At 69.7% G+C, this 11,838-nt stretch carries 8 protein-coding genes and 1 tRNA gene; 3 read left to right on the top strand and 6 right to left on the bottom strand.

The features are described from left to right. Positions 1–119 precede the first annotated feature (119 nt). Both ACFWZH_RS21265 and ACFWZH_RS21260 read right to left on the bottom strand, forming a co-directional pair. Entirely contained in the window at positions 120–2,654 is a 2,535-nt protein-coding gene (locus ACFWZH_RS21265) for an ABC transporter permease (RefSeq protein WP_384433217.1), read from the bottom strand. Positions 2,655–2,705: 51 nt separating this feature from the next. Then, positions 2,706–3,488: an ABC transporter ATP-binding protein gene (locus ACFWZH_RS21260; protein ID WP_384433214.1), complete on the bottom strand. Its 783-nt coding sequence runs from the start codon at positions 3,486–3,488 to the stop codon at positions 2,706–2,708. A 478-nt stretch (positions 3,489–3,966) separates the two neighbouring features. On the opposite strand from ACFWZH_RS21260, the gene ACFWZH_RS21255 reads away from it, so the two are divergent. Further along, positions 3,967–4,048 (top strand) — tRNA-Leu (locus ACFWZH_RS21255). 101 nt (positions 4,049–4,149) lie between these two features. Here ACFWZH_RS21255 and ACFWZH_RS21250 read toward each other — a convergent pair. Together ACFWZH_RS21250 and ACFWZH_RS21245 are read right to left on the bottom strand one after the other, a co-directional pair. Continuing rightward, a complete protein-coding gene (locus ACFWZH_RS21250; RefSeq protein ID WP_384433211.1) occupies positions 4,150–5,319 on the bottom strand; it encodes a glycosyltransferase in 1,170 nt (389 codons plus the stop codon). Further along, entirely contained in the window at positions 5,319–8,165 is a 2,847-nt protein-coding gene (locus tag ACFWZH_RS21245) for a CDP-glycerol glycerophosphotransferase family protein (protein WP_384433452.1), read from the bottom strand. The genes ACFWZH_RS21250 and ACFWZH_RS21245 overlap by 1 nt, the downstream gene beginning before the upstream one ends. A 576-nt stretch (positions 8,166–8,741) precedes the next feature. Here ACFWZH_RS21245 and ACFWZH_RS21240 point away from each other — a divergent pair. After that, positions 8,742–9,605: a Bax inhibitor-1/YccA family protein gene (locus tag ACFWZH_RS21240; RefSeq protein ID WP_384433208.1), complete on the top strand. Its 864-nt coding sequence runs from the start codon at positions 8,742–8,744 to the stop codon at positions 9,603–9,605. Positions 9,606–9,736: 131 nt separating this feature from the next. On the opposite strand, the gene ACFWZH_RS21235 is transcribed toward ACFWZH_RS21240, so the two are convergent. Next, positions 9,737–9,964 carry a DUF4287 domain-containing protein gene (locus tag ACFWZH_RS21235; RefSeq protein WP_384433449.1) on the bottom strand — a complete coding sequence of 76 codons (228 nt, stop codon included), beginning with the start codon at positions 9,962–9,964 and terminating at the stop codon, positions 9,737–9,739. 98 nt (positions 9,965–10,062) lie between these two features. On the opposite strand from ACFWZH_RS21235, the gene ACFWZH_RS21230 reads away from it, so the two are divergent. Next, a complete protein-coding gene (locus ACFWZH_RS21230) occupies positions 10,063–10,422 on the top strand; it encodes a hypothetical protein (protein ID WP_384433205.1) in 360 nt (119 codons plus the stop codon). A 103-nt stretch (positions 10,423–10,525) separates the two neighbouring features. On the opposite strand, the gene ACFWZH_RS21225 is transcribed toward ACFWZH_RS21230, so the two are convergent. Beyond that, on the bottom strand, positions 10,526–11,482 hold the full coding sequence (locus tag ACFWZH_RS21225; protein ID WP_384433202.1) for a hypothetical protein: 957 nt from the start codon (positions 11,480–11,482) through the stop codon (positions 10,526–10,528). Positions 11,483–11,838 lie beyond the last annotated feature (356 nt).

Raw genomic sequence — 11,838 nt, 5'->3', positions numbered from 1 at the left:
CGGGCGCGCCCGCCGCCCCCGCGGGGCGGCCGCGTGGGGGGGGCGGGTGCGCCGGGGGGTCTGCCCGGCCCCCCCCGGCGGGGGCCGGGCCCCGCCCCCCCCCCCCCCACGACACCGCCCTACTCCGCCTTGATCGCCGCCAGCATGTTGAGCTTCGCCGCCCGGCGGGCCGGCCACAGCGCGGCCAGTACGCCGACGAGTGCGGCCAGGGCGAGGAAGACGCCGATCCGGGCCCAGGGCAGGACCAGCTCGTACGTCGGCAGCGAGCCGCCGATCAGTTCGCCGGCCGCCCAGCCGAAGAACACGCCCAGGCCGATGCCGAGCACGCCGCCGAACAGGGAGATCACCAGCGACTCCAGGCGGACCATGCGCTTGATGCCGCGCCGGTCCAGGCCGATGGCGCGCAGCATGCCGATCTCCTGCGAGCGCTCGAAGACCGACATCGCCAGGGTGTTGATGACCCCGAGCACCGCGACGATCACGGCCATCGCCAGCAGCCCGTAGAGCATGTTCAGCATCAGGTTGAACATCTGGGCTATGCCGTCGGAGACGTCCTTCTTGTCCGCGACGGAGATCGCCGGGTTCTTGCCGAGCGCCTTGACCAGCGAGTCCTTGGCGGCGTCGGTGGCGCCGTCCTTGGTCTTGACCATCACCTGCATATCGGTGATCTGCTTCTGGTGGGGGGCCAGTGTGGCGTTGTCCAGGAGGATGCCCCTGATCATCTCGTTGCCCTGGTAGACACCGGAGACCGTCAGCGTGCCCTTCTTGCCGTCCTCGAACGTCACCGGGAAGCGGGAGCCGGGCTGCCAGCCCTTCTCCTCGGCGGTGGCCTCGTCCACCACGGTCCGGTCGCCGCCCAGCTCGCCCAGCGAGCCCTTGACGAAGTCGAGCCGGGTGAGCTTGCCGAAGTCCTTGCCGTTGACGCCGGTGAGGTACTGGGTGTCGGTGCCGACCCGGGACGGGGAGTTGCGCAGCGGGCTGGACGCGGTGACCTCGTCGAGGGTGGCGATCTTCTTCGCCACGTCGGGGGAGAGCGGCGTATGGCTGGCCATGGAGACGACGTAGTCGGCCTTGAGCGCTTCGGTGGCCATCTTGTCGATGCCCTTCTGCACGCTGCCCGCGATCACCGTCATGCCGGTGATCAGCGTCAGCCCGACCATCAGCGCGGAGGCCGTGGCGGCCGTACGGCGCGGATTGCGGACCGCGTTCTGCCGGGCGAGCGAGCCGGAGATCCCGAAGGCGCGCAGTACGGGCGCGGCCAGCGCGATCAGCGGGCGGGACAGCAGCGGCGTCAGGATGAACACACCGATCAGCAGCAGCCCCGCGCCGCCGGCCATCACGGCCTTGCCGTCGTCCATGCCGGTGGCCACCAGGACGCCGGCCGCACCGGCGCCCGCGAACAGCGCACCGATGGTGTTGCGGACCACCAGCGACTTGGTGGTGGCGGTGGCGTGCACGCTGTTCATCGCGGCGACCGGCGGGATCTTCGCGGCGCGCCGGCCCGGCAGCCAGGCGGCCAGGACGGTGACGACGATGCCGACCAGCAGCGAGATCAGGACCGTGGAGAGCGAGACGACCAGCGGGCCGTCGGGGACCGTGGCGCCGGTGGAGCTCATCAGGGCGCGCATACCGGCGCCGATGCCGATGCCGGCGGCCAGGCCGGTGACCGCGGCGACCGCGCCGACGACGAACGCCTCGACGAGCACCGAGCGGGTCACCTGCCGGCGGCTCGCGCCGACCGCGCGCAGCAGCGCCAGCTCCTTGGTGCGCTGGGCGACGAGCATGGTGAAGGTGTTGGCGATGATGAAGACGCCGACGAAGAGCGCGATACCGGCGAAGACGAGCAGGCCGGTCTTCATGCCGTCCATGCTCTCGGCGATCATCTTGGCCTGCTCGTCGGCGAGCTGCTTGCCGGTGGTGGCCTCGGCGCCGTCCTTGGGCAGCACCTTGTCGATCTCGGTCTTCAGGGCCGTCTGGGAGGTGCCCGGCGCGGCCTTGACGTCGATCTCGCTGAAGGTGCCGGGCGTGGCGAACAGCTGCTGGGCGGTGCGGGTGTCGAACAGCGCGAGGCTGCCACCGGCCGCGACGGTGCCGTCGTCGGTGGTGAAGACGCCGGTCAGCTTCTGCTCGCGAACCGGTCCGTCGACGGAGATCCGGACGGTGTCGCCGACCTTGTAGCCGGCCTTGTCGGCGGTGTGCGCGTCCAGTGCGAACTCGTGCGCGCCCTTGGGGGCGGCGCCGCTGCGCATCGGATAGCGGGCGTCCTTGCCGTCGTCGCCGGGGAAGTAGTTGCCGCCGCGGGTCGAGAAGCCGTCACCGATCAGCTCGCCCTTCTTGTCGGCGATGGCGGTGAAGCCGGAGACGGTGCCCGTCACGGAGGCGGCACCGGGAACCCGGCCGGCCCTGTCGAGCAACTTCTGGTCGAGGTGGGGGGCCGCGCCGGGCGCGCCGCTGCCGTCGTCCGGGGACTTCGGCTGGATGGCGACGTCGACGTTGTCGTAGCCCTTCTGGGAGCTGGCCTGGAACGCGTCGGAGATGGTCGAGGTGAAGACCAGGGTGCCGGAGACGAAGGCCACGCCGAGCATCACGGCGAGGACGGTCATCAGCAGCCGGGCCTTGTGCGCAAGCACATTGCGCAAGGCGGTACGGAACATGGGTGGGTCAGTCCTGGAGGAGAGGTCCGGGTGGCGGGTGGCTGCTGCCGGTCAGCTCGTACGGCCCTTGGCGTCGAAGCCCTTCATGCGTTCGAGCACCATGTCGGCGGTCGGGTCGGGCATGTCGTCGACGATCCGGCCGTCGGCGAGGAAGACCACGCGGTCCGCGTAGGAGGCGGCGACCGGGTCGTGGGTCACCATCACCACGGTCTGGCCCAGTTCGCGCACGGAGTTGCGCAGGAAGCCCAGCACCTCGGCGCCGGAGCGCGAGTCGAGGTTTCCGGTGGGCTCGTCGGCGAAGATGATCTCGGGCCGGGACGCGAGCGCACGGGCGACCGCGACGCGCTGCTGCTGGCCGCCGGAGAGCTGGCTGGGGCGGTGCTTGAGGCGGCCGCTCAGCCCGACGGTCTCCACCACGCGGTCCAGCCAGGCGCGGTCGGGCTTACGGCCGGCGATGTCCATGGGCAGGGTGATGTTCTCCAGGGCGCTCAGGGTCGGCAGCAGGTTGAACGCCTGGAAGATGAAGCCGATCTTGTCGCGCCGCAGCTGGGTGAGCTTCTTGTCCTTCAGGCCGGTCAGTTCGATGTCGCCGATCCTGGCCGAGCCGCCGGAGATCGCGTCCAGCCCTGCCATGCAGTGCATCAGGGTCGACTTGCCGGACCCGGAGGGGCCCATGATCGCGGTGAACTGGGCCTGCCGGAAGTCGACGGAGACCGCGTCCAGGGCGACCACCTGGGTCTCGCCCTGTCCGTAGACCTTGGTGAGATCCGTGGCGCGGGCGGCCACCGCGGTGGCGCGGCTGGCGGTGGAGACGCCGGAGTGGGTGGTGGTCACGGGAAGGAGCTCCTGTCGGGACGAGGGACCATCTGCTCCGCGGGCGGCCGGTGGGCGCACACCGCGGACATCAAGCGGACGGTTTCCATCGTGGGTCAGGAGAAGGGGGGTGGACGTCAACCCCTGTGACCGTCCTCGGCCAGCCCTGGGGCGTATCCGTGGGGTGTGCGGTCATCCCTGGGGAGGAGACGGAACCCTGACGCCGGCTCGGCGTCGCGGCCGCTCGGAGGGGGACACCCGCAGGGGTGAGAGCGGCGCTGAGGGGGCGTCGAGTTTACGTCAATTCGGGCACGAATTTGCGCCGCGGCATGTCCTGGCAAAGTCAGGCCTCAGGCATGTGCCCAAGGCCTGTACCCAGCGCTGATGCACCCTCAGTTGCCAATAAAATAAGACAACCTCGGGATGAGTGGCCGATCCGCGTCGTGCACTGCGGGCTACGCTCGTGCTGCCCTCTTTGAGGTGGCATGGGGGATCCCAGGCCCGGATGGTGGAATGCAGACACGGCGAGCTTAAACCTCGCTGGCCTACGGGCCGTGCCGGTTCAAGTCCGGCTCCGGGCACTCCCGCGAGCGGCGGGCCAAAGACGGCGACTGACTGAAATTTCAACGATGAGGGCCGCCGGTGAATGCCGGCGGCCCTCATCGTTTTGTGTGTGGTCGGCTCAGCGCTCCACGAGCGCGAACAGGCTCTCCCAGCGGCCGACAATCTCCTCCGTGGAGAACCGCTGGATGTTCTCCCGCGCGGCTTCGCCCATCGTGTCCCGAAGCTCCTTGTCGGACATCAGGGTGTCGAGATGCCGGGCGAATTCGGTGATATTGCCCGGAGGGGCCAGGAGCCCGTCCTCGCCGTCCGTGATGATCTCGTGGACGCCGGGCGCGACATCGAAGGCCACACAGGGCACGGCGGTCGCCATCGCCTCCATCGGCGCCAGCGGGAAGCCCTCACCGCGCGAGCTCAACGCGAACACCGCGCTCTCGCGCAGCGCCCCGGCGACGTCGGCGGTGCGCCCCATCCACTCGACCGAGGCGGTCACTCCCAGCTCCGCCGCCAGCTTGCGCAGGGCCTCGCCCTCCTCGCCGGAGCCGTAGATCCGCAGCGTCCAGTCCGGGTGCTGTGGAGCGACCTTCGCCCAGGCCTCCAGCAGCAGGTCCACGCCCTTCTCCTCGTGGAGCCGGCCGATGCTGACCACGCACTTGCGCGACCGGTCCGAGGGGACGTCGGGGAAGAACGGCAGCGGGTTCGGCATGAAGCCGACATTGTCCATCCGCTGCCGGATCCAGCGGTCGGCGTCCTCGCGGGTGAGCGTCAGCATCCGGTCGACGTCCGCGTAAAACCGCTTGACGCGACCGAAGCGGGACGACTTGCGGCAGGTCTCGAACGATTCATGGCTCATACCGATCACCGTCAGCCCCGCGGTGTCGGCCAGTGCGACCCACTCCATCGCCCAGACCTGGGTGACGATCACCACTCCGCCGGGCTTCGCCGCCCGGAACAGCGCGCTCATCTTGGCCGCCTGCTCGCGCATGCCGGCCTCCCGGGCGGCCCGGCGGCGCTGCTCGGCGATGTTGAGCCGGTCCTTGAGGCCGCGTACGGGGCCGACGGTCGGCGGGTGCTCGGTGTAGAGCGTGGTGGTCCGGAACGGCAGGTCGTCGGCGAGTTCGTGGACCCGCCCCTCGGGCGGCGGCACGATGCCGACGATGTGCACCCGGTGGCCCCGCTCGCTGAACAGGCGCGCCATCTGGTGCGACCAGCTGGTGATGCCGCCCATCTCGTTGACGCTGTTGGAGACGAAGAAGATGTCCCGCGGTCCGGCTGCGTACGACTTGGTCATCAACGGCTCCACTGCGCAAAGAACTGGTCGACGATGCTCTTGGCGGCGTCGCCCCGGTCGTATTCCCCGAACCTGGCGACGAATTCCTGGCGGCGCTTCGCGTATTCCAGAGCCTGCGTCTCGAACGACTTGAGCATCTCGTGGAATTCGTCCTCGGTGCGGACCACCGGGCCCGGCGCGTGCTCCAGCAGATCGAAGTACGTACCGCGGCCCTCGTGGACGTATTCGTCGTAGTCGTAGGTGAAGAACATCAGCGGCCGGTCGAGCAGCGCGTAATCGAACATCACCGACGAATAGTCCGTGATCAAACCGTCGGCCAGCTCCAGGATCGGCGTCACGTCATGGCGCGCCGATACGTCGATGACCCGGCCCTGCACGGTCGGTGGCAGCACCACGTGATTGAGGTAGTGCGAACGCACCAGCAGGACATAGCGGTCGCCGAACTGGTCGGCGAAACGCTCCACGTCGAAGGGCAATGCGAAGCGCCCGTGCCGGCCCCCCGCCTTGCGGAAGGTCGGTGCGTAAAGGAGTACGGTCTTGTCCTCGGGAATGCCCAACTCCGCGGCCAGCGGCCCGCGTTCACGCCGGCCCAGCTCCGCTTCCCGCTGCCGGGCGCGCACCAGCGCGTCATTGCGCGGGTACCCCACCCGCAGCAGCGTCTTCTCCTTGAGCCGGAACGCCTTGGCCAGGGTGTGGACATCGTGCTCGGAGCGGATCAGGAAGCGGTCGAAGCGGTCCAGGGAGGACTGCTGCTCGGCCTGCTGCTGCCGGGTCTGCGCCTTCAGCGCCGGCTGGTCGAAGCCCATGTTCTTCAGCGCCGAGCCGTGCCAGGTCTGGATGTAGGTGGTCTCCGGGCGCTTGGTGAGCTTGAGCGGGTAGCTCTGGTTGTCCACCCAGAACTCGGCCTGGGCCAGCGCCTTGAGGTACGGCAGCGACCAGCGCCGCACGAGGGTGACGTCCTTGGGGAAGTCCTTCGGGGAGCCGGCGTACGACCAGATCGCCTCGAAGTCCAGGCCCTGCCGGCGCATCTCCTCGTAGAGGGCGCGCGGGCTGTCGCTGTACTGCTTGCCCAGATGGCTTTCGAAGACCACCGTGCGCTTCTTGACCGGCAGCCGGCTGAAGACCTCGTGGTAGGCGCGGAGCTTGGTGTCACCGGAGGTGACCTTCTTGCGCAGCGCCTTGGCCTTGCGGTAGCCGGTCTTGGCCAGCGTCCCCGGCGTGCCGCGCACCCCGCGGGTGATCAGCTCCTGTACGCGCTCGGCGTTGCGGCCCTCGCTGACCAGGCGGAACGCCAGATGCCCCTTGGCGGAGGCATGCGGCTCGAGGTGGTCGGCGACCATCCGCGTCAGCCGCGGACGGATCGGCAGCCCGCCGGACAGCTCGGTGTCGGCGACGGTGAGCCGGGTGGTGGTGCGCACGCCGTCCACGTCCAGGCGCAGCCGGACGTCCCAGATGCTGTCGACGATGCCCAGCGGGCGCAGCTTGGCGGTGAGGTCCGCCGCGGCCTCCCAGTGGATGCCGTCGCCGTCGTGGCGCAGCGCGCGCACGGGGAAGTGGAAGGACTGCAGACTGCGCCGCCGGGCGCTGAACTCCAGCACGCCCGTGAGCCGGGCTCCCGGCGGGACGACACCGAGCGGATTGGTGATCCGGCCGGTCAGGGAGACGGACCCGCCCGACTGGCGGTAACGGGTCAGCTGATTGCGCAGGAACAGCTTGTCGACCGGCTTCTCGTGGTAGCCGAGGTCGGTGACGTCCAGCACCTCGCGGCCGAACGCGTCGTCGAGGTGGCCGTCGCACCAGTAGATCCGGCCGTCGTTCTCGGCGAGCGGCGAGGAGAGCTTGTCGCGGTTGATGAGCGTGTCGACCGCCGGGATCAGATTGTCCCAGTCACCCTGCTGGAGCAGGTAGGCGCAGATGGCCTGAATCGGCTGTACGCGCTCGTACGCCTCGGGGGCGATGCCCGAGAGGTATTCGCGGGAGAGTTCGGCGAATTCCCGGCGGTAGGACTCGTCCCGGAACGGCAGATCCCGCAGATGCAGCACCAGGTCGTGCTTCAGGAACTTCACGTCCTTGGCGAGCCGCATCTCGGTCAGCCCGCGTTCGGCCAGCAATGCGTCGATACGCCGGTGGATTTCCAGCCGATGCGCATAGTTCGTCATTTCGTGCCGGCGGTTCGTCACCGATTTCACGGCGGCCCGCTCGAACACATGCCAGAAGTAGACCTGATTGGGAATCAGGGTGATGCGCCGCGCCGCGAGATAGGCGTCGGCGATAAACATCAGGTCCTCGTAGAACATTCCCTTGGGGAAACGGAGATCGTTCTCGATGAGGAACTCGCGCCGATAGCACTTGTTCGTGGACAGGGTGTCCCACACGAACAGGTCCGGCAATTCCGTTACGGATTCGAGCGTACGGGTCGTGGAATAGAGCCAGGCGTACCACTCGTCCCGCTTCTGGTTGCGGGTGTCCTTGTGCAGCCGGACGCACAGACCGGAGACGATGTCCGATCCGGATTCCTCGGCGGCCTCCAGCATATTCCGGCACGCATTGAGTTCCAGGACGTCGTCGCTGTCGAGGAACATGACGTAGCGGCCCGTGGCGTGCTGGATGCCGGCGTTGCGCGGCTCGCCTCCCGCCCCGCTGTTCTCCGGCAGCTGGAAGGCTCTGACGCGGCCGGGATGGGAGGCCGCGAGGTGTTGCGCCACTTCGAAAGAGCGGTCGGTGCTGCAGTCGTCGACGATCACCACCTCGACGTCCCGGAGCGTTTGGTCCAGCACGGACTGGACTGCGGTCGGCAACCGGTCGGCGTCGTTGTAGACGATGACGACTACTGAGACGTCAGGCACAGGCACCTCAACCCTCTTTCGCTGCTGTTTCCCGCCAGAATAGACCTATCTGTACCCTCGGATTACAACCGATCGCGCCCGCGCCACTACGTACAGTAAGCCATCGGCGCAGCGTGAAGGGGCACTCCGGTGTTCGGATCTTGACCATGCGTCATCTCAGGAGATCCATCCACCGGGCAGGTTCCGGCCGGAAGGGAAGACGGCCGCTCCGGTGAATCGGTTGCCTGCGGGCATGTGACGTGCGTTGCCCGACGGGGTGCGGCGCCCTTGCGATCAGACATTTATCGGATTCCCTGCGGCAGCGGTACGGAGGGAAATGGCCGGTCGACCGCGGTGGCCCGAGATCGAATACCCGGAATGTCGGGAGCGGAGGCTGTGCGCATGCGGCGGAGCGGTCCGCGGCCCGGCCGCGTCCGCCGTCTGCCGGGCACCTTCGCGGTGTCCCGCACGTCCTCCTTCTGGAGGACGTGTCGCGCCCGGTTCGGGGAAAGATCCTGCTCAAGAACTAGCGACGCGCCTTTGCCAAGCCATTACGCTTGCCGTCAAGGCCGCGCAGGGCGGCCATGGAGGAGTGAGATGAGGAGCAGCAACCCGGTCTTCTCGCGTCGGGGGTTCAGCCGCGACACCGGCTACGCGGGCTTCAACGCACCGCAGCAGGCCGGGGGCCCCACCGCGAACCCGTACGCCGGCACGAACCCCTACGCGCAGGGCGGCAACCCCTACGCCCAGGACCAGCAGTCCGCAACCCAGGCACCGCCGCAGTACGCGCCGCAGTCCCGCCCGATGACGATGGACGACGTCGTCGCGCGGACGGGCATGACGCTCGGCACGGTCGTCGCCGGTGCCACCGTCGGCTGGCTGTTCCTGACCGAGAACCTCGGCTTCGCCATCGGCGCCGGTCTGGTGGCGATGGTGCTGGCGCTGGTGCAGTCGTTCAAGCGCAAGCCGTCGCCGGCGCTGATCCTGGCGTACGCGGCGCTGGAAGGCGTCTTCCTCGGCGCGCTCAGCGGCTTCATCAACGACGTGCCGAAGCTGAACGGCGCCCCCATGCAGGCGGTGCTGGGCACGATGGCGGTGTTCGTCGCCATGCTGGTCGCCTACAAGACGCGGATCGTGCGGGTCACCGCCCGCTTCACCCGCTTCGTGATGATCGCGGCGATGGGCTTCGTCCTGCTGTCGCTGGTCAACCTGATGTTCATGGTGTTCGGCGGCGGTGACGGCCTCGGCTTCCGCAGCGGCGGCCTGGGCATCGTCTTCGGCATCGTGGGCGTGGTCCTCGGCGCGCTGTTCCTGGCCCTGGACTTCAAGCAGGTCGAGGACGGCATCGCCTACGGCGCCCCGCGTGAGGAGTCCTGGCTCGCGGCGTTCGGCCTGACCATGACGCTGGTGTGGATCTACATGGAGATGCTGCGGCTGATCTCGATCCTCCGGGGCGACTGACCCGGTCGGCCGGCACGGCGCACGACACACGAAGGGCCCGCAGGCGAACGCCTGCGGGCCCTTCGGCCTTCGTCGTGCGTGAGTGTGTCGCGTGTCCCGAGCCGGACAGGCCCAGGGCCTGCCATCGCGGGTCAGAACTTCCGCGCAGCGCGCCTGAGGTCGTGTTCATGGACGATCGCCTTGGCGTGCCCGTACGCGAGGTTGTGCTCGCCACGGAGCCAGCTGACCTTTTCGTCGAAACGGAAGAAGGCAGGGCCTTCGTCAACGGTGCGGAGCCATTCGGAGATTTCCCGGCCGGTGCAGTCCGGGATACGGGAGAGCAGATTCCGGTGGGTCTCTTCGGAGAAGAGCTGAGACATCGGCGCCTCCGGACGCGGTCGATGCTGGTTCTTCAGCACACCGTGCCTGAGCGTTCTGCCGTTGGCAACCACCCGGGAGTGGCGCATAGGCTCACGGCGTGCTTGACGTGACCCCTTTGCAGACCGCCGTGGACGCCCTGGCCGACCGCCTCAGATCGCTGCCGCAGAGCAGACTCGGCCGCGGCGCGGCGGCCGAAGGGCTTGAGCTGGCACGGCGGTTGGCGACCCGTGCGCAGCTGATCGAGCGGCCCGAAGAGCCCCCGCGGGAGCTGCCGGACGCCGGGATGTTCGCGGCCGGCGACCAGCTGGCGGTGGCCGGACACGATCTGGTCGAGGCGTTGCGGGCCGCGGCCGCCCGCCCGGCCGGCGACGCCGGGCACTCTGACGCGAAAGTGGCCCCCGCCGAGGAGCTGGCGGAGGCCGTGCGATGCGTCCGGGCGGTGGCGGAACGCTGCTAGGGAGCGGAACGCTGCTAGGGGGTGTCCGCCAGGGCCTGTCCGTGCCGGCGTCTCCCCCTGGGAGCAGCCCCGGGAGGCGCCCCGGCGGGCCCGCCGCGCCCGGTCAGAGCGAGGCGATGACGCGGTCGGCGAGGATGTAGACGCTCTCCTCGCGGCTCTCGCCCCAGGAGAAGGTCAGCGCGTACGCGCCGGAGATCCCGGAGCCGCCCAGCAGCACCGGCGTGCGCCCGGAGTGCAGCGCGCCCGCGACGCGCTCGGCGGCCTCGCGCTGCCCGGGGGTCAGGCAGAGCGTGGTGCCGTCGGCGAAGACATAGACGTCCAGGGTGCCCAGCGGGCCGGGGCGGACGTCGGCGACCGGGGTGCCCTGCTGGGCCAGCTCCTCCAGGCGCGCGACGGTGCGCTCGTGATCGCTGAGCACCGGGTGCGGTGAGAAGTCGGGGTGCGAGGGGTGGCGCCGGCGGGCGGCGGCCAGCTCGGCGGACTCGGGCTCCTCGACGGGCTCCAACTCCGGAGCGTCGAGGGCTTCGAGCGCCTCCACGGACTCCAGGGCGTCCGGACCCAGCAGCGGCTCGATACCGGCGAAGTCCGCCTGGCGGGGCAGGAAGGGGTGGGTGTCGAGCCGGTCGAACTCCGGCCGCTCGGACAGCTCGCGCTGATCGGCGCGGGCGTCCAGCGGGCTCTCGTCGCCGAGGCCGGGCAGACCGCCCAGCAGCGACGGGGCGTCGGCGGCGTCCCTGGCCTCCTGCGCGGCCCAGAAGGCGCGCGCCTCGGCCAGCTCGCGCTCCCGCTCCTCGGCCAGCGCGTCGGCGACCGCGGCGCGTATGTCCGCGAGCGGGGTCTCGGCGGCCGGGGTCGTACGGGCGGCCGGGACGGTCGCGGTGGCGGCCGGTGCCGCGTCCGCGGCCTGGGCGCGGGCGACGGCGTCCTGCCGGGCGGTGACGAGCTCGGCGTGCAGCTCGGCGATCTGGCCGCGCAGCGCACGCGCGGTGCGCAGGGCGGCGGCGCCCAGCGCCACGGCGACAGCCGCGGCCACTAGCAGGACGAGGGTGGTGACGCTCATGCCGAAACCTCTCTTCGCTCGGTCCCGCATGCGCGAGACGCGCAGCGTTCGGTGATTCGCCCGCGGCGCTCGCTCATGCGTCCTCCCCACTTCGCTCGGCGACCCGCTCGGCACGGGCCGCGCCTCGGTACACGGACTTCCCCCGGCCCTCGGCCGGGGTGCCCCCCTTGACGCGCTCGCTCACGGGACGACTCCTGATGACCACGAGATCACCGGCGTACTCCCGTTAACAGAATGTTCTCCGACTTCCTACATCAGCCTGCCGGGGGTCGGCGACCGCACCCGGTGCACTATGTCCGGAAATGCTGGAGGCAGTGGGTCTCATGAGCCCCGGCCACCCCATGCTGACCTGCAAG

It is taken from the genome of Streptomyces sp. NPDC059008 (genome assembly GCF_042749045.1).
Lineage (GTDB): Bacteria > Actinomycetota > Actinomycetes > Streptomycetales > Streptomycetaceae > Streptomyces.
The sequence above is the reverse complement of the archived record's forward strand: the minus strand, read 5'-3'. Positions and strand labels throughout refer to the sequence as shown.

What these genes read in the sequence shown, in the direction of transcription:
- ACFWZH_RS21265 (WP_384433217.1), bottom strand. Translation starts at nt 2,654, where the DNA reads ATGTTCCGTACCGCCTTGCGCAATGTGCTTGCGCACAAGGCCCGGCTG.
- ACFWZH_RS21250 (WP_384433211.1), bottom strand. Translation starts at nt 5,319, where the DNA reads ATGACCAAGTCGTACGCAGCCGGACCGCGGGACATCTTCTTCGTCTCC.
- ACFWZH_RS21240 (WP_384433208.1), top strand. Translation starts at nt 8,742, where the DNA reads ATGAGGAGCAGCAACCCGGTCTTCTCGCGTCGGGGGTTCAGCCGCGAC.
- ACFWZH_RS21235 (WP_384433449.1), bottom strand. Translation starts at nt 9,964, where the DNA reads ATGTCTCAGCTCTTCTCCGAAGAGACCCACCGGAATCTGCTCTCCCGT.
- ACFWZH_RS21225 (WP_384433202.1), bottom strand. Translation starts at nt 11,482, where the DNA reads ATGAGCGTCACCACCCTCGTCCTGCTAGTGGCCGCGGCTGTCGCCGTG.